Source organism: Carnobacterium mobile DSM 4848, from assembly GCF_000744825.1.
In the GTDB taxonomy this organism is placed as follows: domain Bacteria; phylum Bacillota; class Bacilli; order Lactobacillales; family Carnobacteriaceae; genus Carnobacterium_A; species Carnobacterium_A mobile.
Map to the genome: position 1 here is coordinate 1,185,898 of NZ_JQMR01000001.1, position 26,238 is coordinate 1,212,135.

28 protein-coding genes are annotated in these 26,238 nt (G+C 36.3%); 6 read left to right on the top strand and 22 right to left on the bottom strand.

Annotated features, from left to right (window positions below):
- Positions 1–6 precede the first annotated feature (6 nt).
- Together BR87_RS05550 and BR87_RS05555 are read left to right on the top strand one after the other, a co-directional pair.
- Positions 7–654, top strand: a complete 648-nt coding sequence (locus tag BR87_RS05550; RefSeq protein ID WP_035029637.1) for an amino acid ABC transporter permease — start codon at positions 7–9, stop codon at positions 652–654.
- A 16-nt stretch (positions 655–670) separates the two neighbouring features.
- On the top strand, positions 671–1,318 hold the full coding sequence (locus BR87_RS05555; RefSeq protein WP_035029639.1) for an amino acid ABC transporter permease: 648 nt from the start codon (positions 671–673) through the stop codon (positions 1,316–1,318).
- A gap of 427 nt (positions 1,319–1,745) precedes the next feature.
- Here BR87_RS05555 and BR87_RS05560 read toward each other — a convergent pair whose 3' ends face one another.
- Both BR87_RS05560 and BR87_RS05565 read right to left on the bottom strand, forming a co-directional pair.
- Positions 1,746–2,690, bottom strand: a complete 945-nt coding sequence (locus BR87_RS05560; protein ID WP_035029642.1) for an alpha/beta hydrolase — start codon at positions 2,688–2,690, stop codon at positions 1,746–1,748.
- Positions 2,691–2,773: 83 nt separating this feature from the next.
- Positions 2,774–3,640, bottom strand: a complete 867-nt coding sequence (locus BR87_RS05565) for a helix-turn-helix domain-containing protein (protein WP_035029645.1) — start codon at positions 3,638–3,640, stop codon at positions 2,774–2,776.
- Positions 3,641–3,745: 105 nt separating this feature from the next.
- Here BR87_RS05565 and BR87_RS05570 point away from each other — a divergent pair, with 105 nt between their 5' ends.
- Positions 3,746–4,324 (top strand): hypothetical protein, encoded by a 579-nt coding sequence (locus BR87_RS05570; RefSeq protein ID WP_169741135.1) that lies wholly within the window; start codon positions 3,746–3,748, stop codon positions 4,322–4,324.
- 111 nt (positions 4,325–4,435) lie between these two features.
- On the opposite strand, the gene BR87_RS05575 is transcribed toward BR87_RS05570, so the two are convergent.
- From BR87_RS05575 to BR87_RS05590, 3 genes are all read right to left on the bottom strand, one after another.
- Positions 4,436–4,978: a DUF1697 domain-containing protein gene (locus BR87_RS05575; RefSeq protein WP_035029651.1), complete on the bottom strand. Its 543-nt coding sequence runs from the start codon at positions 4,976–4,978 to the stop codon at positions 4,436–4,438.
- Between the two features lie 78 nt (positions 4,979–5,056).
- Positions 5,057–5,977, bottom strand: coding sequence for an alpha/beta fold hydrolase (locus BR87_RS05580; RefSeq protein WP_035029654.1), 921 nt, complete (start codon positions 5,975–5,977; stop codon positions 5,057–5,059).
- A 683-nt stretch (positions 5,978–6,660) separates the two neighbouring features.
- A complete protein-coding gene (locus tag BR87_RS05590; protein WP_035029659.1) occupies positions 6,661–7,470 on the bottom strand; it encodes an aldo/keto reductase family protein in 810 nt (269 codons plus the stop codon).
- A gap of 195 nt (positions 7,471–7,665) precedes the next feature.
- Between BR87_RS05590 and BR87_RS05595 the strand changes: the two genes are divergently transcribed.
- Both BR87_RS05595 and BR87_RS05600 read left to right on the top strand, forming a co-directional pair.
- Positions 7,666–8,442 (top strand): ABC transporter ATP-binding protein, encoded by a 777-nt coding sequence (locus BR87_RS05595; RefSeq protein ID WP_035029662.1) that lies wholly within the window; start codon positions 7,666–7,668, stop codon positions 8,440–8,442.
- Positions 8,443–8,444: 2 nt separating this feature from the next.
- Positions 8,445–10,136 (top strand): hypothetical protein, encoded by a 1,692-nt coding sequence (locus BR87_RS05600; protein WP_035029665.1) that lies wholly within the window; start codon positions 8,445–8,447, stop codon positions 10,134–10,136.
- A gap of 192 nt (positions 10,137–10,328) precedes the next feature.
- Here the strand turns inward: BR87_RS05600 and BR87_RS05605 are convergent, their stop codons facing one another.
- The 5 genes from BR87_RS05605 to BR87_RS05625 all read right to left on the bottom strand — a co-directional run bounded on the left by BR87_RS05605 (position 10,329) and on the right by BR87_RS05625 (position 14,405).
- A complete protein-coding gene (locus BR87_RS05605) occupies positions 10,329–10,898 on the bottom strand; it encodes a hypothetical protein (RefSeq protein ID WP_035029668.1) in 570 nt (189 codons plus the stop codon).
- Between the two features lie 192 nt (positions 10,899–11,090).
- Complete coding sequence (locus BR87_RS05610; protein WP_035029671.1) at positions 11,091–11,651, bottom strand: SOS response-associated peptidase; 561 nt, start codon at positions 11,649–11,651, stop codon at positions 11,091–11,093.
- A 76-nt stretch (positions 11,652–11,727) separates the two neighbouring features.
- Positions 11,728–13,125 (bottom strand): ABC transporter ATP-binding protein, encoded by a 1,398-nt coding sequence (locus tag BR87_RS05615; RefSeq protein WP_035029673.1) that lies wholly within the window; start codon positions 13,123–13,125, stop codon positions 11,728–11,730.
- Positions 13,126–13,134: 9 nt separating this feature from the next.
- Complete coding sequence (locus tag BR87_RS05620; protein WP_035029676.1) at positions 13,135–13,815, bottom strand: CbiQ family ECF transporter T component; 681 nt, start codon at positions 13,813–13,815, stop codon at positions 13,135–13,137.
- Entirely contained in the window at positions 13,815–14,405 is a 591-nt protein-coding gene (locus BR87_RS05625) for an MptD family putative ECF transporter S component (protein ID WP_035029679.1), read from the bottom strand. The genes BR87_RS05620 and BR87_RS05625 overlap by 1 nt, the downstream gene beginning before the upstream one ends.
- Before the next feature lie 499 nt (positions 14,406–14,904).
- On the opposite strand from BR87_RS05625, the gene BR87_RS05630 reads away from it, so the two are divergent.
- Positions 14,905–15,234, top strand: coding sequence for a hypothetical protein (locus BR87_RS05630; RefSeq protein ID WP_244877034.1), 330 nt, complete (start codon positions 14,905–14,907; stop codon positions 15,232–15,234).
- An 81-nt stretch (positions 15,235–15,315) separates the two neighbouring features.
- Here BR87_RS05630 and BR87_RS13485 read toward each other — a convergent pair whose 3' ends face one another.
- The 12 genes from BR87_RS13485 to BR87_RS05680 all read right to left on the bottom strand — a co-directional run bounded on the left by BR87_RS13485 (position 15,316) and on the right by BR87_RS05680 (position 26,232).
- The gene (locus BR87_RS13485; RefSeq protein ID WP_280511699.1) at positions 15,316–15,447 is read right to left on the bottom strand and encodes a hypothetical protein; all 132 of its coding nucleotides are present in this window, start codon (positions 15,445–15,447) and stop codon (positions 15,316–15,318) included.
- Positions 15,448–15,522: 75 nt separating this feature from the next.
- A complete protein-coding gene (locus BR87_RS05635) occupies positions 15,523–16,179 on the bottom strand; it encodes a uracil-DNA glycosylase (RefSeq protein WP_035029681.1) in 657 nt (218 codons plus the stop codon).
- 152 nt (positions 16,180–16,331) lie between these two features.
- Positions 16,332–17,120 (bottom strand): hypothetical protein, encoded by a 789-nt coding sequence (locus BR87_RS05640; RefSeq protein ID WP_035029684.1) that lies wholly within the window; start codon positions 17,118–17,120, stop codon positions 16,332–16,334.
- A gap of 50 nt (positions 17,121–17,170) precedes the next feature.
- Positions 17,171–17,917, bottom strand: coding sequence for a DUF6557 family protein (locus BR87_RS05645; protein WP_035029685.1), 747 nt, complete (start codon positions 17,915–17,917; stop codon positions 17,171–17,173).
- Positions 17,918–18,182: 265 nt separating this feature from the next.
- Positions 18,183–18,494, bottom strand: a complete 312-nt coding sequence (locus BR87_RS13360; RefSeq protein WP_244877035.1) for an MFS transporter — start codon at positions 18,492–18,494, stop codon at positions 18,183–18,185.
- A 63-nt stretch (positions 18,495–18,557) separates the two neighbouring features.
- Positions 18,558–19,382: an MFS transporter gene (locus BR87_RS05650; protein WP_244877036.1), complete on the bottom strand. Its 825-nt coding sequence runs from the start codon at positions 19,380–19,382 to the stop codon at positions 18,558–18,560.
- Entirely contained in the window at positions 19,379–20,863 is a 1,485-nt protein-coding gene (abc-f, locus tag BR87_RS05655; protein WP_035029688.1) for a ribosomal protection-like ABC-F family protein, read from the bottom strand. Before abc-f ends, BR87_RS05650 begins: the two co-directional genes overlap by 4 nt.
- A gap of 439 nt (positions 20,864–21,302) precedes the next feature.
- Positions 21,303–21,683, bottom strand: coding sequence for a DUF956 family protein (locus tag BR87_RS05660; protein WP_035029690.1), 381 nt, complete (start codon positions 21,681–21,683; stop codon positions 21,303–21,305).
- Between the two features lie 160 nt (positions 21,684–21,843).
- Entirely contained in the window at positions 21,844–22,758 is a 915-nt protein-coding gene (locus BR87_RS05665) for a PTS system mannose/fructose/sorbose family transporter subunit IID (protein WP_035029693.1), read from the bottom strand.
- A gap of 21 nt (positions 22,759–22,779) precedes the next feature.
- The gene (locus tag BR87_RS05670; RefSeq protein ID WP_035029696.1) at positions 22,780–23,583 is read right to left on the bottom strand and encodes a PTS mannose/fructose/sorbose transporter subunit IIC; all 804 of its coding nucleotides are present in this window, start codon (positions 23,581–23,583) and stop codon (positions 22,780–22,782) included.
- A 31-nt stretch (positions 23,584–23,614) separates the two neighbouring features.
- Positions 23,615–24,607, bottom strand: coding sequence for a mannose/fructose/sorbose PTS transporter subunit IIA (locus BR87_RS05675; protein ID WP_035029698.1), 993 nt, complete (start codon positions 24,605–24,607; stop codon positions 23,615–23,617).
- 341 nt (positions 24,608–24,948) lie between these two features.
- Entirely contained in the window at positions 24,949–26,232 is a 1,284-nt protein-coding gene (locus BR87_RS05680) for an extracellular solute-binding protein (protein ID WP_035029703.1), read from the bottom strand.
- Positions 26,233–26,238 lie beyond the last annotated feature (6 nt).

A 26,238-nucleotide genomic window follows, 5' to 3' on the forward strand; every position in this document is an offset into this window, starting at 1 on the left:
GATTTTATGATCCAAATTTTTAATAATTACTCAGGTATTCTATTGGAAGGTTTCAAATATACCTTATACTCTAGTCTAATTGCTTTGGTCATCAGCTTAATTGTAGGAGTCTTATTAGCAATCTTTCAAATATCGACTAATAAGCTGCTTAAAGGACTAGCAAATGCTTATGTCGAATTTTTTCGAAACATTCCTTTATTGATTATTGTCATGTTCTTTTACGTAGTTGTGCCTTTATATTGGTTTCAAATCGACGGGTTTACAGCAGGTACGATTGGGTTGACCATCTACACTTCTGCCTTCATTGCAGAAACAGTTCGCGCCGGTATTTTAAGCGTTCCAAAAGGCCAAATGGAAGCTGGTCTTTCAACCGGATTTACGTATAGTCAGACATTGCGGTACATTGTTTTGCCGCAAGCGATCAAAATCGTTATCCCGCCGCTAGGCAACCAATTTATTAACTTAGTAAAAAATTCTTCTGTTTTAGCAATGGTAGCTGGGCTCGACTTAATGTATCAAGGAGACTTGATTGCCAGCGAAACATTTAATACATTCGATACGTATATCTTGATCGGAGGGCTTTACTTAATTATTACCCTGCCGTTAACGTATTTGATGGCTTATATCGAACGTCGCTTAAATACAAAATCATAAAGAGGAGGAAATTCAATTGAATATTGTAGAAGCTTTTTCATGGGTCAACATCCGCTTCTTGTTGGATGGACTCCTGGTTACTGTAGAAGTAGCGGTCTTGTCCATTCTTTTTAGCTTTATCATTGGAAGTATTTTGGGATTGATTCGCTATTTAAAAATTCCCGCTGTTTCAAAAATCGTCGGCTTTATTATTGACTTAGTCCGAAACTTACCACTCTTGTTAATTATTTTCTTTACGTATTTTGCTTTACCGCAAATCGGTATTCGATTTGATATTTTCTGGTCAGCTGTTGCTGCGATGACGATTTTTGAATCTGCTATGTTATCTGAAATTATCCGTGCCGGGTTAAATTCTGTGCCAAAAGGACAAACAGAAGCTGGACTTTCAACAGGCTTAACCTATGCTCAGACCTTGTGGTATATCATTATCCCTCAAGCTTTCAAAGCCATGGTACCGCCGATTTTAAGTCAGTTGATTTCTCTGATCAAAGATACTTCATTAGCAACAATTATCTCTTTACCTGAAATCACCCATAATGCCAGAATCATTTATGGTCAAAATACAGACTACGTGATTCCTATGTTTATCGCGATGGCGTTATTGTATTTCAGTATCTGCTTCACCTTATCCAGAATCGTCAAACGCTTAAAACTAGATGTCTAAAAAAAGAAAAGCAGGACAAGGCTGTTCTGGCTCGATAGGAAAATATTAACTGACTGTTAGATGTTTCATCTATACAGTCAGTTAAACAGAGAAGCGTCAGCGACGTTGTGCATGTAAGATGGAAGTAGCACTGTGAGCGAAGCTCAAGTGTACCATGTCTCTAAGCCATTAAAATGGCAAGAGCCATGGCAAATGAGCATACTGCGCAATGGGTTGTACTTGTCTTTTTCCCGAGAGCCAAGCTTGGACTGCTAGACATCATGTTGGTAATGCTTAATAATGAAATTTCCTCCGAAAATTTCAAGATTGTAGAATAGATTCATTTTTCTTACCAACACCAAAAATAATAGAATCAGAAAAAGTTCCTATCAAACAGAACAACCTGTTGATAGGAACTTTTTTTGTTTAACTATTTACTGTTAATGAATCAATCTGGTATATAACTTTGCACAAAATCTTGAACCTTTTGTTTGTATTCTTCTTTGTTTTCTTCATAAGAATCTGCATGATCGGCATTCGGTGCAATATACAATTCTTTAGTCGATGAATTGGTTTCATATACATCATACACCATTTCAGTCGGTACAAATTTGTCTTCTGCCCCATGAATAAACAGCATAGGAACTTTATTCTTTTTGACTTGTTCGACTGTATCTGCTTCTCCGAACCAATAATTAGAACGTACTTTTGTTACCAGACTGGTTACTGGAATCAAAGGGAATGCCGGCAAGTCATACATATCTTTCAATTGATAAGCCAATTCTCCAGTCAAGGAACTATAGCCGCAATCTTCTACAATCACTTTTACATTCGACGGCAAGTCTTCTCCGCTGACGTTCATAACCGTTGCGCCGCCCATACTGATTCCGAATAAAGCCAATTCAGCATCTTCTCCGACTTTATCGATCATCAGCTGGATCCATTGCAAATAATCTTTCCGTTCATGCCAACCAAAACCGATATAGTCCCCTTCGCTTGTTCCATGACCACGGGCATCCGGCACAAGTACGTTAAATCCCATATCATGGTATAATTTTACATAAGGTGCCATTTGTTCCAAGCTTCCAGCATAACCATGAGCCAATACGGCTACTTTTTTAGAAGTCGGTTCTCCCGCAATATAAACTCCAGAAAGTTTTAATCCATCCGCAGATTCAATCGATAACTTTTCGCGATTTACTTCATCGTACCATTTCTTTTCTTCTAGCCATGGGTCTTTTGGATCATAGTCTCCATCTACATCTGCTGCTTCTATGAAATCCTTTTGATTTATAGCTACGGCTACATCATAAAAATAATTTCCGGCAAACCCTAATCCAATAACAATCATAATAACTAGGACAGCTAAACCAATCCCAAATTTTCTTTTCATTCAATCACACTCCATTGTTTTTTAATTTGACAGAACAAAAAAACGTTCACTTATTCTATCGTTTTCTTTTATTAACATACAGATTAGAGCCAAATATCATGCTGTTCAAGTAATTCTTGAAAGTGGTTTTTTAGCTCTTTAAAATCTAAGGAGTCTAGTATAAATAAACGATTAGTTAAACGCTCTTTATTTTTTTTACTTTCTTTTCCTAACTTTATATTTGCAACTGAATCATTGATATCTAAGACTATTTTTTCATATATATTATTATTAACTTTTTCTTTTCCTAAACAAGAAAATTCTAAAGATTCTTGATACAATCCTTTTTCAATGTAATAGGTAGACATATTTATCAAGAGGAACAAATAATCGTTTCTAGCTGAAGGATAATCTTTGTACTTTTCAAGAGACTTTAGAACTTTTTTGGAAATCGAATGAATTGAAGAAAGATCAAAAACAAATAGAATATTATTAAGTAATTTCAGATCATAAATATACCATTCCGATAAATTTAGTAAATAACCTTTAATAGGTTGCACAATTTTCTCTACTTCCTCATCAAGTTTAAAATTGTTGTTCCATAAGTAGATATAAGTTTTTGTCAACAAATAGAGATGAAAATATTCAAAATCTTCTTGGCTATTCAGTTTACTTTTTGCTTTTTTTTGGATTTCTTCTAATTCATCGATGCTTCCTTTATTGGCAGCCGACATTAACTGCACTGACAGTTTTCTTACTTCACTTACAGTATAATTTTCTGTTAGATAAAGAAATTCTTCCATAGATATATGCATTTTTTGAAGCAATTTTAATAGAGTATTAAAAGATAAATCATATTTATCATTTTCAATAAGCGAAAGATGGGGTCTACTAATAATGTTTTCTGATAAAACTGCTTGGGATATATTTTTTCCAGTTCTTATTCTTTGAATAGTACCGCCTATATTCATACGTTCCTCCTCCATTGTAATAGAAACATTACAAATCACACTATACCATTTTTATCACGTTATATTCAACGTGTAATAAAAAAAGGAATGCTTTTTTATTACACGTTGAATATAAAGAATTTAGTTGCTAACGGAGGAAAGTTCCCTTATGAAAAAGAAAGTTTTTTTACTCATTTTTATCTTATTTTTTTTGCAGGCTGCATAAGTAAGAAAGAGCAACAACATCAAATGAATACAGACACCAGAATACATAAGAGTTCTTATTTCGAGAGTAGCCACTTTAGATATAAAAGCCTAAATGATTATTCAACTCAAATTGGAAATGGAACAACCATGACAATTCCTGAATTTAGAATCAATGAAGACCAACTTACTGTTACTTTTGAAATGACATTTTCTCCAGAAATTTATGAAAAAGTAGTTGAAACAGAAAAGCCTTTATATGTGGCTATTACAGAACTAAATCAAGAAACTAGCTTTATAACTATTATTGATGAAGTACATCCTCCATACTATGAAGTTACTAATACAATAGTAGAAGATGAAAAAATTAATGTAGCTTTAAATTTTGATTTGATCAAACAATCTAATACTTTTGAAAGAAAAGAATTATTAAATCCATCAAATTATCAGTTAGTTTTTTTAAACGAAGATTTGGAAATAGTCGCTGTTTATATTTACTAACTAAGGTCTATACAAATAATGCTCAGTGGTCGTAGACCATTGAGCATTATTTGTATAGGTGATACATAAGTTAGTATCATACTTTTAAAAAAACTTAGACTACATTGCTCACTAATTTTCTAAATAATTAAGCAATTTAAGTGTCGTATTTCGATTTCTGATCGTTACTTGCTGATAGAAAGGACGGCTTACTAATTTCGAATAATATGTCTTACTGTAATCCTTTTTAAAAGAGGAAGACCAAAAAACAGCATGTTCTCCAATATAAACTTTTTCATAGGCAGTATAAATCGCCGACAGCAGTTCGGTAATCTCTTTTTTGTCAGCTGAAGGCAGTAGAAATAAAGCATTGTGTCGGTAATCTTCGTCTTCTCCCCACCAAATCGGAATATCTGCTAGCTCCTTTTGGTATTCTTTATCTGAAAGAACAACTGCCTCAACAGGAAAAGTAAAATGTTCAAGTAAAATTTTTTGGCATTTTATTAAAACGTCTTGCTTCGTATCCTCTGCACTCTCCACAATCAAATTACCGCTGTTAATATGAGATTTGACATTTGTAAATCCATCATCAACTAAATACTGCTTTAACTCACTCATTGGAACTCTGTTTTTTCCTCCGACATTGACTCCTCGCAACAAAATAATAAATTGCATCATGACAAACTCCTTTGTTAGGTTAATGAACATACTTAGTTAAGAAGGTAGGGATATTTCTTATTCGTTTTTTATTTCTTATGGTGTGCCCCATAAGAAATCACCGACTAATTTATCCACTTGGGTATTTTCATGCAATTGACTGTGATGAGCTTGCGATCCCACAATTTCTTCCTCATGATAATCTAGTCCATTCGTCTGCATTAAATAACCAATGGCTAAACCGCTTCTAACAGGAACGGTGCCATCACTATCCGAACCATTTTGCACATCTCCAACGATATTCAACATCTTAATCGTTTTAGGATACTGTTGAATGCCCGCAGCAAAGTCGCTATAGCGCTCGCTGATAACTAATGGACCATTCTGATTCAATTCATCAAGCGATTGTGCTTCATTGCCCGTCACAAAATCATTAAATGGCGCACCAATCGCAACAAATTTATTAACTGTTGGCAATGATTCATCCTCTCCATAGGTAACCAGATACCGAAAACTGCTCACGCCTCCCATCGAGTGGCCGACCAGATTCACTTCATCGATTTGATAGGTGTTCTTTAGATAGGACAAAACAGCTTTGACCCAGTCTGCTTGGTTCCATTCATTATTTTTATTGTCCGCAAACAGCACTTGGATCAACGGGTTATCTGATTGATTCTGCCAAGTACCTGTTTCAGAAATACTGCCATCCGGCTGAACCGTTATGGTTAAAGCTTTTTTTCCCCAACCGCTCGTTTCAAAACGTGACAACATTCCACTAAAACTTCCTTCTGTTCCTTCATAACCATGGATAAAAAGCGTTGGAACGGCCGTTTGATTTGCGGTCAGCGGATCAGTTGATTCACTACTGGAACTAACAGATTCATTAGTGTTCTTTTCCTTTGATTCACTAGTTGTTGGATTTTCTTTAACTGTTTCAGCTGTTTTTTCATTCCCACATCCTACGCTGATTAGACCTAGCAAGATAACTACGAAAGAAAACAAAAACTTCTTTCTCATGTATTACCACTCCTGACTACTTTTCGCTATAAATAAACCTGTTAATCATAATGAATTTTTTTTAGCATTCCTAACTGCATTTTCTAGGGTAAGAAGTCCAATTCCACAGTATAAAGCAAAAAAAGATAAGACAAATTTTCAATACTCTTCTTTCAATCAACGATCAATGAAAAGTTTGTTCATCAATCATATTTCAGGGACAAACTTAATGCTTTTTTACAGTCGGTTGTCCATAAACCACATTGTGGGGACAAACTTAATGCTTTTTTGCAGTTGGTTGTCCATCAATCACATTTTGTGGACAAACTTAGTGCTTTTTTGCAGTTGGTTGTCCATAAACCACATTGCGGGGACAAAACCGGTGCTTTTTTGCAGTCGGTTGTCCACAAACCACGTTGCGAGGACAAACTTAGTGCTTTTTTGCAGTCGGTTGTCCACAAACCACGTTGCGAGGACAAACTTAGTGCTTTTTAGCCGTCGATTGTCCTCGAATTCCATTTTGTCTCTAAAATATAAATAAAAAGACAAGTTTTTTATTCACGCGAGGGCTTTGTTCAATCAGGAAAATGCTCTTTCCAAAATCAGCTAATTATACATTGTTTTAATTAATTCGATTTCTTGTTTTGCCTTTACGATCATGTAGTTTATACCTATATTGCTAATTTTTTAAAACCAATATATCCTTACAGCGATTCAATGATAGTTATATCGTCTTTCGCTAGTTCGAAATCGAATACCTCTAAATTTGAAGCTTGATGTTCACTATTATGTGATTTGGGTATAACTGCAACGCCTCTTTGAATTTGATAACGCAGCAACACTTGTCCCCAGTCTTTCCCATATTTCTCACCAATTTCAGTTAACTTAGCCATTTGCTCTTCGGTTACTTTATTTAATGGACTCCAGGCTTCCGGAAGAATATCATTTTTGAGCAAATAATCAATGATTTCATTGTTCCAAGTATGCGGATTTGACTGAATTTGATTGACGACTGGTTGGATGCGTGCAAAAGTTTTCAGCAGTTCTAATTGTTCAATACTAAAATTCGATACACCGATCGCTTTGATTTTGCCTTGTTCAACAAATGATTCTAATACTTCCCAAGTTTGTTTCAATTGATCTTTATCTTCAATTGGATGGTGGATCAAATATAAATCGATATAATCTGTTTTTAAATTTTCCAGGCTCTGTAAAACCGTTTGCTCTACTAGTTCTTTAGAAGCGATATACTCTTCTTTTGCAGGGATTTTTGTCGTAAGATAAAACTCTTTGCGTTCAATTCCACTTTCGTAAATTGTTTTTCCAACTCCTGCTTCATTCCGATAAGAAATAGCGGTGTCGATTAAACGGTATCCTGCTTTAATAGCAGACTGCAATGCACTAAAGTCATCGTTCAATTCCCCATTATATTGATTGCCTTCTTTTCCGTAAGTATTCGTTCCGGTTCCAATTACTGGAATGTTTTCTCCATTTGCTAATCTAAAGGTTTCCATTAATCTGCACTCCTTTATTTTTATTTTTCTATCCTTACTTTCTATAGTAAGGATCTTTGTCAATAGAAGTCAAATTTTGGGTAGTTTATCGTTATTTTTTTGTACCTTTCATTTTGCTTAACGCTTTTGTTATACTGAAAAGAGTGAGTCTATACCAACCAATAGAAAAATCAGAACAATAAGGAGAATGCCTACATGATAGAATTTAAAACTGTCTCAAAATCTTACGGCACTAAACAAGCACTAAAAGATGTCTCTTTTACTATTCAGCCAGGAGAAATTTTCGGTCTAATCGGACATAACGGTGCTGGAAAATCGACCGCTATTAAATCGTTAGTCAGCATCATTGATCCGAGCAAAGGCTCTATTTTGATAGATGGAGAAAATATTGCCGCTAACCGTCTTGCTGTTAAAAAGAAAATCGGATATGTTCCAGATTCACCAGATATGTTTTTACGTTTAACCGCTATGGAATATTGGGACTTGATTGCAGTAGCATATGAAATTCCCGAAGAAGAAAAAAATAAGCAGCTCTTAAAATTAATGAATTTATTTGATATGACAGAAAACCAAACCAGTCTGATTAGTTCTTTTTCACATGGAATGCGCCAAAAAACCTTCATTATAGGTGCTTTACTCTCGAATCCAAAAATATGGGTACTGGATGAGCCCATGACTGGTCTAGATCCGCAAGCCTCTTATGATTTGAAGGAACTAATGAGACAACATGCAGCAGAAGGGAACACTGTGCTGTTCTCCACTCATGTATTAGAAGTTGCTCAACAGCTCTGCGACCATATTGCTATCCTCAAGAATGGGGAAATCTTGTATGACGGAACAGTCGAAACATTGCAAGCAGAAAATGAAGATCAGTCATTAGAAACAATCTACTTAAAAATGGCCGGAAGAACTCCGGCAGAAGAACCCATCCGTAATGAAACCGACTCGACTGCTACAGAAAGGAGAGGATGACCTTGCGGCTGCAACACATCACACAGCTGACTAAAGTAAACTTGATCTATGCCAACCCGCAAATGATCGAAAAGAAACGAAATAAAGAAGCAAAATCAGGAAAAACATCTTCTATTCCGCCTTATATGTCTGTCCTTTTACAAAACGGCTTCTTGCTGCTAGTATTTCTATTGTTGTACGGTTTCATGTTCGCTTCCATCGACTTTACCCAGTATCCTGGAATGTTCACAACTTTTATTATGATGTTCATTGTCATGGCTCTTCTGCAAGGATTTTACTTAGTCTATAACTTGTTTTATGAATCAAAGGATTTAGCCCATTACCTTCCGCTGCCTTTTAAAGGAAGCGAAGTTTTTACAGCTAAACTAGTTGTCCTTGCATTAATGATCTTGCCGTACCTGATCCCGATTTTAGCTTTGTTTATTATGTTGGGACAGGATGCCGGACAACTGATGTTGGTGTCTATTGTTACTTCATTGCTTTTATTTTTATTGTTGATGATCGTGGTCTTTTTCTTCTCAGTAGTTTTGGTGCATTTGATCACTAAGCTGTCTTTTTTCCGAAAAAACAAGCAAGCCGTGACAACGATTCTCTATGCATTATCTAGTTTGGGAATGGTAGCTGTTATCTTCTTTATTTCTTCAATGGGCCCAGGAGCAGAAATAGCAAATGGACAAGTGATGCCCGATTACCAGGTGATTCCTTTTATTCATATTTTCCATAAAATTCTATTAAATCCAATCAGTACAACTGCTTGGTTGGGAATCCTTTTGTGGATCGCATTGTTAGCTCTTCTGGCATTGCTTGTTTTCAAATGGGTCGTCCCTGATTTTTACCGCGAAGAAGAGGGAAATGTGAGCAGTAAACCAAATAAAAGTAAAAATCAACAAAAAAATGTGTTTTCTTTAAATAAAAAAAGTACTTCTAATAAAACAAAAGCAAATTCAGCTGCTTCAGCAGGACATCCGGCTTCTGTTAATCGCACCTTATGGAAATACAATTTTGGACTGATACAAGACGGAACACTGATTATGCAGCATCTAAGTTCCAGCATTATTTTTCCCATTCTTTTATTAGGCCCCGCAATCACGAACGGGGTTTATTTACAGGGTTTGACATTCCATTATTGGGCTTTGTCTTTCTTTGCTGGCTTCGTTTATGCTTTTCTTACGTTGAACGCAATCTCTATCGTCGGAGTTATCATCTCGCTTGATCGAGAAAATTTCATATATATGAAATCTTTACCATTTTCAATGAAGAACTACCTGAAACAAAAATTTCTCTTCGCTTTTGTAGCAGAAGCTATATTGCCGCTCATTCTTGGAATAGTTTTTATTTTTATTACAAAAGTACCTTTCTTGCTGGGCGTTTTATTCTTAATCGGCATTATCATCGGTCTTTTCGTACTGTGTCACTATTACTTTGCTCGTGATTTTCGTTTACTGAACCTAGAATGGCAGAATCTGACAGAGCTATTCAGCAGAGGTGGTGGGAACTTCATTCAAGTTATCAGTATTTTTGGTTCCTTCATCATTGGCATCCTGGCCATTGTATTGATTGGCGTCTTACTGAATGTCTTACCTCCTGCCTGGCAGACCATTGTGTCTGTGCTAACAGCAGCAGTTCCAATAGTTTTGTGTATCGTTGCCACAAAATGGTATAAAGAACGGTTTTGGTCTCGTTTCACAGATTGACTTGATTGTAATAAATTTTATACATGAATGGCCATACTTTAGCGGTCATTCATTTTTTTGACATATTTATTTAATGGATCAAACGGCAACTAGATGGAGTTCTATTTAACTGATAAGCATCACCATAATAAATAAAAAATGACCTATCTCTTTAGGTATATAGAGATAGGTCATTTTAGAATCGTTGTTTAATTATTTAGCTACGCTAGTTTCTCCGGAAATAGTTCCTTCATCTAAGTTTGCAGAATCCATTAATTCTTGAGAATCAAATGTGACATTTCCTTCAACTTTTGAATTAGCAAGAGTAAATCCTTCAGCTTTTACTTCAATATTTCCCACAACTGTTCCATGTTCAACTTTAAAGTTCGGAGATTCAACTGTCATTGTTGGTACTGTTAAAGTATATTCAGCAGTCACTTTATGATCTTCGTCTTGTGAATATAAAGCTAGTTTACGATAAACATCTGCGCTTTCATCACCTTTGTCATGAAAAGTCCCAGAAACAACTAAGTCTTCAGGCAAAGTAACATCGTCTGTTATTGCAAAAATCCAATTGCCGTCTTCGCTTAATCCTGCAACTACATCTTCCGGTTTGCTGCTAATTGATGCTCCTGAAACAACTTCCGTACTTTCAGCAACTGAAGAAGCTGAAGATGCTTTATCCGCTGTATCATCGTTATTTCCGCAGCCTGCAACCAAAATAATAAAAGATGCACAAAGTCCTAGAAATAGTCCTCTTTTTTTGTTTAATTTATTTGTCATGTTCCTTTACCTCCATTTTTTTCACCCATTTTTAAAGCTACAAACACCGAGTTCCAGAAGCTTTTAGCAGCATTAATAACTTCATTCATAGCATACACTATCTTTGTGAAATATTCAACATGTTTTATTAAAAAAATCAGTTTTTTAGCAAGAGTACTTCAAATTCTTGCAGTTTAAATCAGCCATTCTAAGTTACACCTTCTCGACCGTTAATTCAGGCATGTTTCTTTTTAGGTAGTCATCAGCAAAATCATCGTTGGTTAAGTAGCGGTTGATATCCGCTTTTGCAATCAACAACGGCATACGATTGTGAATAGGCGAAACTGATTGATTTGGTTCTGTCGTTATAATGATACTGCGTGCACCTTCTTTAAATGTTTTGTAAAATCCACAGATATAAATAGGTTGCGCAGATAAAGTGAAAAGGTACTTTGATTTTTCTTTATCCCATTCAAAGAACCCAGTTGTTGGAAAGACACAGCGAGTACTTTTAAAAGCTGAAGAGAACATCTTTTTCTCTTTAACTGTCTCACTGCGTGCATTGATGATCAATTGGCTAGGCTTAAACCCAGGAAAACCCCACTGCATTCCTGTTACCAGGATATCCTTTTGTTCGTCTGCCAGAATAAGCGCTGTTGTGTCTGATGGAAACACTTCCCCTATTTTGATACTATCCGAATTTTCGCTTGCTAAATCATAAATCCGTTTGATTTCGTCATTCTCGTTAGGTGAAAAGCGGTACCGTCCGCACATACTGATCCCTCCTGCTCCTTTTAAAAACAGTATAGCCAACCAGCAATTAAATTTCTATCATAAGGCTTCTTTTTTCCTAAAAGTTCATAATCTTATCGCAACTTTTAGCAGCTAGTTCTTGATCGTGGGTAATCACAAAAATAATTTTCCCCATAGCTTTTAATCGTTTCATGAGCTTCGTTACGTTTTCCATATTAGTGTAATCAAGACCACTCGTTGGTTCGTCAAAAATCAAAATATCTTTCCCAGAACAAATAGCGGCAGCAATCATTACTCGTTGCTGTTGACCACCCGATAGTGAAACCGGATGACGGTCTTCTAGCTTCCGCAAATCCAACAAATCGATTACCTCATCATACCGTTCAGGATTTTGAGCACCTAATAAAATTTCATTTTTCACACTTTCAGAAAATAATTGATAGTGAACATCTTGCATAACTAAGAAACAGCGCTTCAGCATTTGTTTGGCTGTTTGAGATTTGCCTTTCCAATATACTTTTCCCTGTTTGAATTTCAGCAAGCCAGCTAAAGATTTAATAAAGGTCGTTTTCCCAGCTCCATTTGCGCCCATTATGCCAATAATCATTGGTTCATCAATCGAAAAAGACGGAATTTCCTTTAGTACTGCTTGCTTTTTATATCCTATTGCTAACTCTTCACCGGCCAATAGACTATCTGTTGAAAAATCAAAAGAGCCGATCAATTTTTGTACATTTTCTTTGTAGGAGGCTAAATCAGTGGAACGCAGACCTTTTTGATGCAGCTGATCATTGTTTAAAGCTAAAAAACTTTCTTGGCTGTAAACGGTTTTTAATTCACCTGCTTCAAAATAACAGTAACGGTCAGCAATTCCGTTTAAGTATTCTAATCGGTGTTCAGCAACTATAACGGTCATTCCTTTAGCTTTTAATTGACGAATCGTATGTGCAACCATTGCAATGGCTGCTGCATCTAAGTTGCTGGTAGGCTCATCTAAGACAACGACCTTTGGTTCATGAATAGCAGCGGCACCGAGTGCGACTTTTTGCCGCTCTCCTCCAGATAGTTTAAACAGATTGCGATTTAATAAATCCTGCAACTCTAAATTTGCACTGACTGTATCTATTTTAGTATAAATTTCATCTGGATCCATTCCAGCATTTTCACAAGGAAAAGCAATTTCTTTTGTACTATCAAGATGAAAAAATTGTGTATTCGGATTTTGGAAAACAGAGCCGACGATACTGGCATAATCTTCAATTTTGGATTGTCCCAGCTTCAGTGTATCTGTCTGAAAGCTGCCCTTCCATTTGCCTTCATACACTTCTGGTACTAACCCATTGACTAATCGTGTAAAGGTTGTCTTGCCACTGCCGCTTTTTCCACAAAGAACGATACACTCGCCTGCGGATATTTCTAATGATGAGACAGCAACGGCTGTTTCTTCAGAAAAAGGATAACGAAAAGTAAAGTTGGTTAAATCAATCACAGCCATTCACCCTTCCTATAATGCTTGATGTAAATACACAAAAACGATAAGCAAACCTAGACAAAGCACATCCTGAGTCTTAAACCCTATCCGATCAATGCTCGTATGTTTATTCTTACGGCTGATTCCTTTTGCCAATGAAGCAACCGTCAAATCTTGGGCTGTATTTCCAGCAGATATCATCATCGGAATAATGATGTATTCAAAAAAGCGGACCGGTTGCTTAACCATGTCCCCTTTTGAAAGAAAAACACCACGAAATTTCATAGCGTCTCGAATATGCTGATAATCTTGCTTTATAGCTGGTAAAAAACGAACTGTCACAATAATCGGAATAAGAATACTTTCTGGGGTTCGCAATTTTCGCAAGCCCAGAGTTAATTCACCTACTGTTGTTGTTTTCATCAGATACGTTCCAGCCATCATACATGGCAACAGCAAACGCAAGCTGACGGCAAAGAAAATAAGAACCATCGACAGACTCTCTGCAACATGATCAATGACATAGTGATCTGTCACTAACATCATTGAATAGATAACCAAATACGTTCCCCCAGTTTTTCCTTTACGAGCCAAAACAAATAAGAACGTTAAAAAGACCACAGTAATCGCTTCTAAACTGCCTTGGGCTTGACTCAACAAGATATAGTTGCACCAAAGTAAAATGGCCATTTTAGACCTTGGATCCAATTGCATTACACTAAACCAGCTTTGCTAAAATGTTTTTCCACCATTTTTTGGCCAAATACCCCGCCGATAATAGAAAAGAGAACCAGTGACACTAATACAGCGGCAATCACAGGCCATTCGAAACTAGCTAGAACATTTGTGATATACCCACTATCTTTTCCTCTTTCAACTAAGCTTTGGATATAGGCTTCTTTCATAAACCACATAGGCAAAATCGGTCCCAAGTTCCCTAAGGAAAAGACAAAATAACTGACCAAATTCCATTTGTCGCTTGCATAGTTTCCTTTCTTTGCAACAAAATCTGCTAAAAAACCAAAGACCAAACTGGCTAAAAAAGTAGGTCCGAAATGGCCAGAACTAAAATAAAATAATGCCAATAAAATGCCTACAATTGAAATAGCTCCGAATTTTTTCACTTTAGTCACTAAAAACATATAAACAACTCCGGAAAGAAGAGCAGCGAATGAAGGCGCAAAAATATGTGTCCCTCCTGGGATCAACACCACTCCTAACAACGTTCCAACTGATAAACAAACAAAATATAACGCGCTAAAAACGCCAATATTAATTAAATCCCCTACTTTTAGCTTTTCCATCTTCTTTTCTCCTTCTTATAACGTGGTTCTTTAAATTATCTTGTTCTTATAGAAGCAGACAATTTCTTCAACTAGACGTTTTTATTTTGATAAGCCATGCAAATTGTTAAATGAATCACAGATGCATTTTACTTATCTATTCTAACAGAAAATGACAAACTTTTTATAGGGTTCATTACTTTTTTACTATTATTTATTTACTCTCATCAAAAAAAACTCGTTCTCTAATCAAAAACAGCTTTTCAAAAGGTGTCCTGAGAGAAATGTCCAATCATAGACTTTCATGTGTAGGCGGCTTCGTTACCGTGCCTATTGGTTCAGTTTTTCTAGCAAGTTTTCTAGCACCATTGCTGATGAATAATAGTGCAGGTTAGCCTTTAGATAGAAATCTATTGAGTATACTTAATTTGTCTTTTTCTACAAAATAAGGTTGAGACTATTGCCCCAATCTTGTTTTGTTGTTCCAACCATTTATGTTAAACTCAAATCAAATAGAAAAATGAAAGGAGTTGTCACTATCAGCTCAGGAATAGAAATTGCACTTATTTTACTCCCTATAATAATAGTAGGAGCAATTGGAGTATTTGTAGTTACCAAACTTAAACAGAAACAAGTTCATGGTACCTTGGGTAAGAAAAAAAACAAAGGTACTCAAGATTTATTGAATAGTTTGATCCCATTAGGCATGCTTCTTGGTTGTCTTATTGGTATGATTTCAAGCTCATTTTTCCCTATCTCTTTATTATCTACACTTAGTTTAGGAGCTGGTATCGGCTTATTAGGCGGATATTATGCTTATGAAATTTACAGCAAAAAAGAAGAGAAGTAACAAAAAGCTCGTCAAATGCGCCTTTTATGTTACTTCGCTTTTCTAAATCTGAATCTCTTAAAAATAAGCAGAAAGCTTTATTTATCCTTGTTCATAAACAAAAGAATTAAACGTCACTTCAATTTCTTTATCTAATGTGACAGATACTCGTTCTACGAAATTCGGAAAAAGATATTGCGTTGTTGGTCTATTTTTTGTTCGTTTTCCATTCAAAATACGCTCCTTTAAAAGAATAGTTGCATTTATTATATAGGGCGACATAATGGAATTCTAGAGCAAACAGATGATTCACCTATTGCATTCATCATTTAATTCTCCATTTATTTGCTTTATCCCCTGAACAAATGCTTTTTTCCCGCCTTGAGCAGGATGCCTTACTTTCTGACATTCTATGTCCAGTTGGCGAAGACTTTCTTCCGCTTTATTGCCTACCGCAACAACCTTTTTAATGTGAAACATATCGATCATTTGAACAAGAAACGTTTCTCCTATCAAAAGTTCTTTCTTTGTTGGCGTTCGATTGCTTTTGTCGTTGTCTTTTTTATGAGGATGAAAAGGAAAAGCATTCCATCCTAAGGAGACAATATCTTGTTCTAAAAGAGTATTCCGTATAATGGTAGCCGTTGCTTCTTTTAGTAGTCTTTCTTTTTCCGAAACTAACCGATACCCATTTTCCTTACCAAAAAGGTCTAGTCCCTTCATGTTATTCATTAATAGATGTTCACTGGTAAAAGGAACTCCTGTAAGTCGGCTTCCTCTATACCCTGGTGCTTCTCCAACAAGTATCAGTTTAGGTTTGATTTTACCCATCTGCTTTAAGTAAATAAGCAAATTGTCTCTTCTGATCGTATTTTCTTGATCGTGATAGGAGTACTGGTTGTATACATTTTCTGGAACTTCTAACTTTGCCAGTTCGTCTATAAAGGTTTCATATTTATGCGTCATGTCGTCATTCCTTTTATTTAAAGCTTTAATTCTAAGTAGTATAGCTGCAGTTAATATTATTTAATCATTTATAAAAGGCTGTCATTCTGACTTTATCAGTGAAATAAATTACAAGAAAAAAGCTTAGTTGGTTTTCATTTTTTTATCAGTAATTACTGTTCTTCTGTCAATATGCGTGCCCATTCTTCCTGTGCAGCTGCATCCTCTGAAACTTTAAAAACAAAACTTTCAACAGCTTCTGCGCCAGGCTTAGACACACCATCATCAGCATACTCATCATAGCCCGCACTAAAACTCCCTATCTCTTCCACTGTTCCAATTAATTCATACACTACGCCGTTATCAGCTAACAAATACTTGTGCATAGAAAAATCAGGATCTGCAATCTTATGAAACCCAACTGCCGTTGCTTGTGTAGCCGGAGTTTCGTCATAGCCTGTGATCCCTGAAAGTGAAGTGTAAAATACCACCCCTCCAAGAGCATGTATGTCGAAAGCATCGTAGCCTGGTAATTTTTCCTCAGGAATCGTTTCTTGAACCTGAATTTCTCCATCTTCTGTCACTGCATACCAGTCACCTTTACCAGCGGCTCCATGGTTGAAAAAGAAATCAGATACAGCCATATTACCTGTCTCTGCTCTAGGGGCAGCCCATTCTAAAAAAGCTGCTGTTTTTGCACTTGCTTCTTCAGAAGAATATTTTTTTACCTCAACTACCGGCTGATCATTTTCAGCAATTTCATCCTCAGTTTCACTCTCTTTTATTTTTTCATCAGAGGAATTGTCGCTTTCCTTGTCTTCTATTCTTTCAGAAGAAACTGCTGGTTCTTCTGAAAGATAACTACTAGTGCTTTCTTGCGGTTTCGTATTTTCTACTGAACAACCAAATAAGCTTAAATTTAATCCTAGAGTTAATCCTAATAGCAATCTCTTCTTTTTCATTTTCATTCCCCCTTATCTAATATGCTGACCAACGGTTAATCTTTTTAAATTTAATGATTAGAATTTTGATTAAGAAATATTTCATATTCCATACCAAAAATGAGAAGGAATTCCTCTAATAGCTCTTTATCTTGCTTCAATACATTTACGTTTGACCACCATGAATCTATTTCGGTCGTATCACCTTCAACATCATCAAAATTATCTGACCAGTCTTCAATAACTGAATTTGTCAGTGGTTGATAATTATTAATTAGCAATAGGCGTTCGTCACTTGTTTTTTTCTCCTTAAAGTATTCGATGAATGCTTTGATATTATCCATTGATTGTTGCAAGTCTTCAGTTTCTTTTATGGTATTTTCTAATTCCGTACGGCTTTTGTACTTTTCCTCTTCAGTGAAACCATCGAAAGTGATTTCCCATAACGTCTCACTAAAAAAATCAATTTTAGTGATATCAGATGGAAAAAGAACTTCGTAGTGGAGGATATCTTTAAAAGAAGCATAACTCGCTGAGTAGCGTTTTCTATCTTCAGCAAAAATCCGGTAGACATCAATTATTTCCTCACCTGTAACTGTATCAATTCTATTTGCAGCAGTGATTGTATATAAATCATCAGGAATATGGTCAGCGACATAGTTTTTTTCCAACTCTTCTCTCAACTTAATCAACTTTTCTTCAATACTTAAAATAGTAACGTCACTATCTTGGTAATACTGTTTCTTCCAATACTCAGCAATTTTCTGCATGATTTCAGAATTTGATAGATCTTTTTTTACAATTTCATTGAAGTTCATTTTTCACATCCTCCAATCTTTCAATCTAACTATTTTTATCACTTTACTTAAAAAGTTACTCTTCATTAATAATTCTACCATTGTTTTCAGTTCGTTCATCGCTTTTTGTTTATTATTATACAGCAAATAAAATACAAATTTTCTCTTAGTCCTCGAATCTGCAGTCAAGCTGCCTTTCCTCACTACTATGACACAAAAAAGATTAGCAGGCAAAAATCTTATCAGAATTTCTACCTGCTAATCTTAGTATGTTTTCGTGAAATATTTATCTCAAAGTAGAGTACCCAATCAAACTGATAATTAAACTAAAAATTCCTGCAATCAAAAACCAACTATTTATTCCTAGCAGGTCTGACATTGGACCAGCTACCAATAATCCCAACGGCATCGTTGCACTCATAATACTTCCATAAAAACTGAAAAATCGACCCAATTTTTCTGCTGGGACCACTTCTTGAACATAAGCAGTAAAAGGAATAGTGAATTGATTCCCAAAACTGCCCATCCATAATGAATACAGAGCAAATAACCAAAATCCAACTAAATTAGCTGGTGTGATTCCTGACAATATAGTCATTAGACTGATTCCTATCAATCCATAATTACTCTGCTTCAATTTATTCTGTTTCTTATTGAACTTTCAAAGAACAAATGCTCCAATCATCATTCCCGAAGCATAGACAAATTCAATAGCTCCACCATAAGCAGCCGATAATTGAAAATGATTTGTAGTCATCAAAGGAAATAAAGAAGATAACGGCAAGTAAAAGAACATAATCAATGCTCCTGTTACAGTAACGTTCAAGATGTCTTTGTGTTGGACAAACTCTTGAAAACCTATCCTCAATTCTTCCAAATAAGACGTTTCTTTTTCAACAGTCATCATTTCTTTTATCTTTATTCTGCTGAGAATCACAGAGGCGATCAGCGCTCCAAATGTATCAGTTAATAAAACGATCCATAATGGTATCGCGGAATAAAGAACTGCTCCGATCACCGGTCCTAGCATATAAGCGCCAGATTGCAAAAATTGGTTCCAACTATTTGCCTCAATTAATTCTTCTGTCGGAACCAAAGTAGGTACGATGGATTGAATAGCCGGTGTTTGAAAAACACTTGCTACCGCTCTTAAAAACAAAGAGACTAAAATGAATGATATCTTTGGTCCATTTAAAACAATAGAAAATGAAAGAATCAGCGCAACACAACCGGTAAACAAATCAGCAATTATCGCGATTTTCTTTTTATCCATTCTGTCAATCCAAACCCCAGCAAATGGCCCAATAACCAACTGAGGCAAGAAGGCAACTAAACCTGCTAGAGATAATACCTTACCCGAATTGGTTTGACTCGCCAACCACCACATCATTGCAAACTGAACAGCTGAACTGCCGATTAGACTGGTTGTCTGACCTGAGACTAATAGGATAAATTGTTTGCGCCATTTTTCGGTTGGTTTTTTCATGAATAAACATCTCCTTTCACTAAAGAGAGTGTTTGATCAGTTACTTTCCAAATTTGATCAGCTGTTTTTTCTACAAAGTACTGATCATGAGAAGTGAAAACAACTGTTCCAGGATAATGTTTAATAAAACTTTCCAGCGCTTCTATGGTTTGGATATCGATAAAATTTGTCGGTTCATCTAATACGATGACGTTTGAGGGACGGATAAATACTACAGCCAGCGAAATCCTTGTAGCTTCTCCTCCACTTAAAGCACAGACTGGTTTCGAGAGTTCTGTTTGTCTGAAGCCTAAATGGTCCAATACAGATCTTACTGTATTTTCTGGATAATCGGTTTGTTTCATTAAATAATCAATGATTGGCGTGGTATCCTTTAATTTATAATCCATCTGTTTATAAAAACTCACCCGGACTTTTTGCGAAACGGTTACTCCTTCTCCACCATTTAAAATATGCTGCAATAATGATGACTTTCCTGTTCCGTTATCTCCAGTGATTGCAATTTTCTTGCCAAGTGAAAATTGAAAGTCTACGCGATCCAGTAATAGCTTCTCTCCTGCATACAAGGTAACAGTCTGCCCCATAATCGGGAATCGGTTATGCATTTCTAATGCTTGTCTCATCGGAAAACGGATAGGCTTTAAAGTTGCAACTTTTTCAACTTCTCCCAATTGAGTCACTCGCGTTTCTAACGCTTTAGCTGATTTTTGAACAGCTTTCTGAACGCTGTCTTTTTGTTTAGAGGACGAAAGACGATCGGGTTTAATATGTTTATTTTTATTCTTTTCACTAATCGTACTCATTTTTTTCGCTTGTTTTCTTTTTTGTTCAATAGCTTGTTCTAATCGCTGTTTTTCTTTATTTGCTTTTTCCGCTATCTTGGCCTTCTCTACTCTTTTTTGTTCTTTTTGCACAATATAATCACTGTAATTCCCAGGATATTCATTGATGCTGCCTTCTTCTATTTCCCATATTTTAGTCACTAATTGATCTAAAAAATATCGATCATGGCTAACAAGAATCAATGTGCCATAATAATACTTTAATTCCTCGATTAAGAACCGAATGCTCTCTCCATCTAAATGAGTTGTCGGTTCATCCATTAACAATCCCATTTTATAATCAGATAGCGCTCGAGCTAAACGAATTTTGGTCTCTTCTCCACCACTCAAGCATTCTGACGTATTTATTGGAATGCTTAAACGGTTCAACAGCGCAACATCAAGATCTTCATTAGTAAACAAATCACTCATTTCTTCAATTTGTTTAAAATAATTAAAGTCTACCAAACGATTTACTTTACCTGAATTTGGCGCTACGTTCCCTTGGATAAGATTTAGCAAAGTGGTTTTTCCTTGTCCGTTCCTGCCGACTATTCCAATGCGATCATTTTGATAGACAGCTAAATAATCAGCAGCCAGTAGTTCTTTATTTCCAAAATTCATTTCTATATTTTTTAACTCCAAAGACAAATTTTCCATTATTTTTTTGCACTCCTTTAAAATAGGCCGTGCAATCAACAGATTATTTGGGTACGCAAAAAAGAGATAGTCCCCTATCTCTTTTTGACAATTCTCACATATATCTTTTAACCAGATAGAATTTGAAAAAATGGGCAGATTGCGCCCCTGTTTCTGTCAATATAACAGGACCTTTTGAATAATATTTAATTATTGATTCAAAAGGTTAAAACGCAATTTCATAGATGCAGTCATTTTCCAAATCCTCCTTTTCTAATTGTTTCATTTTTAGCATACATGACAACCATTCAACTGAGCCATTACGATTCTGCTAATTTCTTATAAAGAATAATTCATTTTTGAAAAATAGTCAAGCCGCAGCCATTCCTCAGAAAAATCAAAAGCAAATTAGATATTACCAGTGTCTCGCTTTCAACAAAAGACCATAAATCAAAATAAATTACTTTTTTTTCTTTTTCCCAATTGACTTAAAAGCACGTTTAAGTACATCAAAAAAGCTTAGAGACTGTACCATGTGATCTGGATTTACATATTCTCGTATAGCTCGAAGAACTTTTTTTGGTTTCTTAGAAGAAAAAGTAAAGGTTCCTGACCTCTTTGTTTCAATTGCATAACGCGGAATCCATTTTCCTTTAAACATCACAGAAGCGATGACCTGTTCTACTTCCTCCCACGGAATTTGAATGTATTTACGCGGGTCACGAGAATGATAAAACTCAAATCCTTTATCACCAATCATAATTTTCCCATAATCCGTTAGTCCCGTAAAAGCGGTGGCATCTATTACCAAGTCTATCTTTGTATTAATTGATTCAACCATTCTATCCGCTCCATTTCATTTAACTTGTTTTATCCATTATACGTTGTTTCAACTGATTAGGCCAATACAAAAAGTGGCTGAGGTGATAATCCCCCCGCCACTTTTTGTGTGAACTATTATTAATCGAGACATATCAAACTGTTTTTTTTGATGCCTTTGATTATAATAACCCGATTACATGTCCGCCTACTCCGACTACAAATAAACCAAGAATAATAACGATTGGGCTGACATTTTTCTTAAGCAACCACATACATAATAATGTAAGCAGTAATGCAGCTAGCCCTGGAATTAATTCATCCAAGTTGTTTTGCAAAGTCGTTACTTTCGTCGGTGAAAGTGCCAACCCTGAATTTACTTGTTCAAAAGCTTGTCGGATACCTTCGCCGCCATTAGGAAGTTTGTCCCATTCAATATAGGCTCCTTCATCTAACTGAACTCTGGAAACAACAGGTAGGAAACTGATCGACACCCACCGCTGTACTAAAGCGGCCAGCACAAACATCCCTAGAATAGATGCACCTTTTGTAACATCTTGCAATAAACCACCTGAAAGGTCTTCAGTGATTTTAGAACCGGCTCTGTAACCAAATTCTTGTGTATACCACATGAAGCCCCAACGAATCAGGTTCCAAGCTACGAAGAAAATGATTGGACCAAGGATATTTCCGCCCATAGCTAACGATGCTCCTAAAGCACCTAACATCGGACGTACAGTAAACCAGAAGACTGGATCGCCGACTCCGGCTAGAGGTCCCATCATTCCGACTTTAACCCCTTGAATCGCTACATCATCAACCGGTGCACCATTTGCCCGTTCTTCTTCAAGAGCTAAAGTCACTCCAAGAATTGGGGAAGCAATATACGGGTGAGTATTAAAGAATTCTAAGTGACGTTTTAACGCTGCTGAACGTTCCTCTTGTGTTTTATATAATTTTTTGATTGCTGGAATCATTGAGAAAGCCCAACCACCATTTTGCATCCGTTCATAATTCCAAGAACCTTGGATAAATGTAGAACGCCATGCAACGGCTAAGCGATCTTTTTTTGATAACTCAATTCTTTCTTCTGCCATTTCTCTTCTCCTCCTTCAGAATTAATAATCGTTTAAGATATCGCCAAGCGGGTCACCAGAGTTGCTTCCGCCGCCGCCATTTGAAGATCCTCCCATTTTAGAAAGGTTCAAGTAAATAAGGGCCAAAGCCACACCCAATGCACCAAGCGCAATAAGAGTCAATTGAGAAATTGCAGCTACTACGAAACCAATAACGAAGAATGGCCATACTTCTTTTGTTGCCATCATGTTAATAACTAATGCATAACCAACTGCAACTACCATTCCCCCACCAATAGCCATACCGTCAGTTAACCATGCAGGCATTGATTCTAAGAATGATTGAACTGTGTGTGCAGGAATGAATAAAAGTGCTGCTGCAGGAATCGCAATACGAACCCCTTGCATACATACTGCAAAGATATGCCACATTTCGACCCCTCTAATATTACCTTCTTCAGCTGCTTTATCCATCAAATGTACGATAGGTACAGCAAGTGTACGAACGATCATAGTTAAGAAAAGTCCTGCTACTGCAAGTGGAACCGCGATTGCGATTGCCGATGGAACACCTTTAACGCCTTGTCCACCTAATACTAAAATAATTGCTGATGCAACTGATGCTAATGCAGCATCTGGCGCTACCGCTGCTCCGATATTTGCCCAACCAAGCGCGATCATTTGAAGCGTACCGCCAAGAACGATACCAGCTGTCAAATTACCTGTTACTAAACCGATCAATGTACATGCCACTAATGGTTGATGGAATTGAAATTCATCTAAGATTCCTTCCATACCAGCTAGAAAAGCAACAAGTATTACTAAAATAATTGATATAATAGACATAATAGACCTCCTATTTAATTTTATTATGACGTTATGCGCGTGCTAATTCATTTTTTGCTTTTTTCATAATCTCATTCATATTACCGCGGTTATCATTTGGTACTTTACGTACGTCAAATTTGATGCCTTTTTCTTTTAATTTATCAAAAGCTTCTACATCGTTTGGTCCCATAGAAAGTACATTGCTGACTACTACTTTACCAACTGAATGAGCTAACGAACCAACGTTGACTTCTTCAATGTCTACGCCGCCCTCAACCGCTCTAAGAACATCTTCTGGGTTTTCAAATAATAATAATGCCTTTGTATTTCCGAAGCGAGTATCTTTAGAGATTTCAATCATTTTGTTAACTGGAATAACATTTGCTTTAACTCCTGGTGGCGTTGCTTGTTCGATCAATCTCTTACGAAGATCATCTTTCGCAACTGCATCTGAAACAACGATAATGCGGTTTGGCTGTGTTGTTTTTGTCCATGCTGTTGCCACTTGTCCATGTAATAACCGAGAATCTACACGGGCTAAAACAATTTTAAGTTTTCCATCGCCAACTACTGTATTTGGAGGAAGAGATCCCTTAGGTTGTCCGTCTCCAGCACCTGCAGCAGCTGTTTTTCCTTGGGGCTCTAACTCTTCAGGTTTGATTCTGACCCCTTCTTTTGCTGTTTCAATGATATGTGCTGCAATTTCTTGCGCCGATGTCATTGATAAACGAGATGCATAAGCTTCAATCACCATTGGTAAATTCAAACCAGCAACAATCGCCCATTTGTCTTTGTGCTCTTCATACAAGCTGTTCGCTTGATTGAATGGAGTACCTCCCCATAAATCAACTAAGAATAATACTTCATCTTGATCGTCAAAAGATGCGATCGCAGTTTGCATTTTTGCTTTTACATCTTCCGGGCCTTCGCTCGGCATTAAGGTTATGGCTTTAACATTTTCTTGTTCTCCAAAAATCATTGCGCCAGATTGCAAGATACCTTCAGCAAATTCGCCATGGCTTGCTAGTATAATTCCTACCATATTTTTACCTCCTAAATAATTTATTTACACTTTTTTAGACGCAACTAGTTAGAATAACTTTACATTTTTCTAAAGTTTTTGTCTATTTAAATCGACTTCTCAGTTCCTAACAAAACTGCCTCCTTTTCCAACTGCCCATTATTTTGTCCGTCACTTAATATAATGCAAGTATTGTGCCAACTTTAGTGTATCATTCGAAAAGCTTGTTATAGCGATATTTCATACAAAACAAACAGATAGAGCCCGATACACTGTTTAGTGTATCGGGCTCTATCTGTACTCTATTCACTTCTGTTTTTAGTGTATCATTTGCTATTTTCCAGAAAAGCTACAAGGAAAAATTATTGATTCCAAGCGTCTTCTAATTGCGGAACCGAATTCTTGATTAATTCATCACGATCTTTATCGGTATTCGATAAAATATTCTCCATGATTGAACGAATTTCATTGTAAGCAGGATCTGCATTTTCTTCAACAGGAATGGAGAATAATTCAGTGGTTGCTTCTTCTAAATGAGCTGGAACTTTTGTATCAGTGGAATTCTTATACTCGTCACTGTTCACAACAGATTCAACAGTCGGCATATAGCCCGTTTCAGTTGCCCAATACAATTGGTTTTCAGGTTCTGATAAAAACTTCATGAATAGAAATGCAGCTGTACGTTGTTCAGCTGATGCACTATCAAACATGTAAATATCTGTCCCTTGCTGTAAGTTGATCGGTTCTGGACGAGCTGCTACACCGTATTCAAATTTACCTTCTGTATCTTGTTTTACAAAGCCTTCACCAGCAATCGATCCGACAAACATTGCAACTTGCTCATTTGCAAACGGACCGGATAAGTAGCCGTCTGAACCAGCAATACGGAAGTATCCATCTTGAACACCATCAGCATAATAAGAAATAACTTCTTTTGATTCTTTGCTCTCAAGGTCTAAGTCTTTTGTAATAGCAACGTCTTTATTTTTCATTCCAATAGCATAGTAATTGTTTAGCGAATCAAAGCCTGCACCAACAACTTTTCCGTTTGATTCTTTATAAATCTTTTCAGAAGCATCTTTCAGTTCTTCCATAGTAGTAGGAACTTCTACGTCATATTCAGCCAGCATATCTGCATTGTAATACAGCATCTCTGTCGATTTATTGAACGGAATCCCATATTGGGTATCGTTGATTTTTGCGCCGTTTAATAACGATTCCGTGATAGCTTCTTGATCTCCCCAGCCAATGGTTTCATCATCAATATAAGGTTGTAGATCAACGATCATCTCATCTTGCGCTGCATTCCATAACCAACCTGGATATGCTTGAGTGATAGTCGGCAAGTTTTTAGGAGAAGGCAAAGTCGAATTGATCTTCGCTTGCAAATCTGGATAGGAAGATTGGTTTTGCAATTCTACAGTAACATTTTTATTTTCAGCCATAAAATCTTCTGTTATTTTCTTCAATGCTTCTTCTTGTGCACCATTCATCGCATGCCAAAAAGTAATGGTTGTTTCTTCAGGCAACTCGGTTAAAACTTCATCGTTAGAGGCCGTTCCTTTGTCATTTCCTGATCCACAAGCTCCTAATACAAGTGCCGTTGCTGCCACAAATAATGTGGTTGCCAATTTATTGATTTTCATTTTTCT

What these genes read in the sequence shown, in the direction of transcription:
- BR87_RS05550 (WP_035029637.1), top strand. Translation starts at nt 7, where the DNA reads ATGATCCAAATTTTTAATAATTACTCAGGTATTCTATTGGAAGGTTTC.
- BR87_RS05560 (WP_035029642.1), bottom strand. Translation starts at nt 2,690, where the DNA reads ATGAAAAGAAAATTTGGGATTGGTTTAGCTGTCCTAGTTATTATGATT.
- BR87_RS05565 (WP_035029645.1), bottom strand. Translation starts at nt 3,640, where the DNA reads ATGAATATAGGCGGTACTATTCAAAGAATAAGAACTGGAAAAAATATA.
- BR87_RS05575 (WP_035029651.1), bottom strand. Translation starts at nt 4,978, where the DNA reads ATGCAATTTATTATTTTGTTGCGAGGAGTCAATGTCGGAGGAAAAAAC.
- BR87_RS05580 (WP_035029654.1), bottom strand. Translation starts at nt 5,977, where the DNA reads ATGAGAAAGAAGTTTTTGTTTTCTTTCGTAGTTATCTTGCTAGGTCTA.
- BR87_RS05590 (WP_035029659.1), bottom strand. Translation starts at nt 7,470, where the DNA reads ATGGAAACCTTTAGATTAGCAAATGGAGAAAACATTCCAGTAATTGGA.
- BR87_RS05595 (WP_035029662.1), top strand. Translation starts at nt 7,666, where the DNA reads ATGATAGAATTTAAAACTGTCTCAAAATCTTACGGCACTAAACAAGCA.
- BR87_RS05605 (WP_035029668.1), bottom strand. Translation starts at nt 10,898, where the DNA reads ATGACAAATAAATTAAACAAAAAAAGAGGACTATTTCTAGGACTTTGT.
- BR87_RS05610 (WP_035029671.1), bottom strand. Translation starts at nt 11,651, where the DNA reads ATGTGCGGACGGTACCGCTTTTCACCTAACGAGAATGACGAAATCAAA.
- BR87_RS05615 (WP_035029673.1), bottom strand. Translation starts at nt 13,125, where the DNA reads ATGGCTGTGATTGATTTAACCAACTTTACTTTTCGTTATCCTTTTTCT.
- BR87_RS05620 (WP_035029676.1), bottom strand. Translation starts at nt 13,815, where the DNA reads ATGCAATTGGATCCAAGGTCTAAAATGGCCATTTTACTTTGGTGCAAC.
- BR87_RS05625 (WP_035029679.1), bottom strand. Translation starts at nt 14,405, where the DNA reads ATGGAAAAGCTAAAAGTAGGGGATTTAATTAATATTGGCGTTTTTAGC.
- BR87_RS05630 (WP_244877034.1), top strand. Translation starts at nt 14,905, where the DNA reads ATGAAAGGAGTTGTCACTATCAGCTCAGGAATAGAAATTGCACTTATT.
- BR87_RS05635 (WP_035029681.1), bottom strand. Translation starts at nt 16,179, where the DNA reads ATGACGCATAAATATGAAACCTTTATAGACGAACTGGCAAAGTTAGAA.
- BR87_RS05640 (WP_035029684.1), bottom strand. Translation starts at nt 17,120, where the DNA reads ATGAAAAAGAAGAGATTGCTATTAGGATTAACTCTAGGATTAAATTTA.
- BR87_RS05645 (WP_035029685.1), bottom strand. Translation starts at nt 17,917, where the DNA reads ATGAACTTCAATGAAATTGTAAAAAAAGATCTATCAAATTCTGAAATC.
- BR87_RS13360 (WP_244877035.1), bottom strand. Translation starts at nt 18,494, where the DNA reads ATGACTATATTGTCAGGAATCACACCAGCTAATTTAGTTGGATTTTGG.
- BR87_RS05650 (WP_244877036.1), bottom strand. Translation starts at nt 19,382, where the DNA reads ATGAAAAAACCAACCGAAAAATGGCGCAAACAATTTATCCTATTAGTC.
- abc-f (WP_035029688.1), bottom strand. Translation starts at nt 20,863, where the DNA reads ATGGAAAATTTGTCTTTGGAGTTAAAAAATATAGAAATGAATTTTGGA.
- BR87_RS05660 (WP_035029690.1), bottom strand. Translation starts at nt 21,683, where the DNA reads ATGGTTGAATCAATTAATACAAAGATAGACTTGGTAATAGATGCCACC.
- BR87_RS05665 (WP_035029693.1), bottom strand. Translation starts at nt 22,758, where the DNA reads ATGGCAGAAGAAAGAATTGAGTTATCAAAAAAAGATCGCTTAGCCGTT.
- BR87_RS05670 (WP_035029696.1), bottom strand. Translation starts at nt 23,583, where the DNA reads ATGTCTATTATATCAATTATTTTAGTAATACTTGTTGCTTTTCTAGCT.
- BR87_RS05675 (WP_035029698.1), bottom strand. Translation starts at nt 24,607, where the DNA reads ATGGTAGGAATTATACTAGCAAGCCATGGCGAATTTGCTGAAGGTATC.
- BR87_RS05680 (WP_035029703.1), bottom strand. Translation starts at nt 26,232, where the DNA reads ATGAAAATCAATAAATTGGCAACCACATTATTTGTGGCAGCAACGGCA.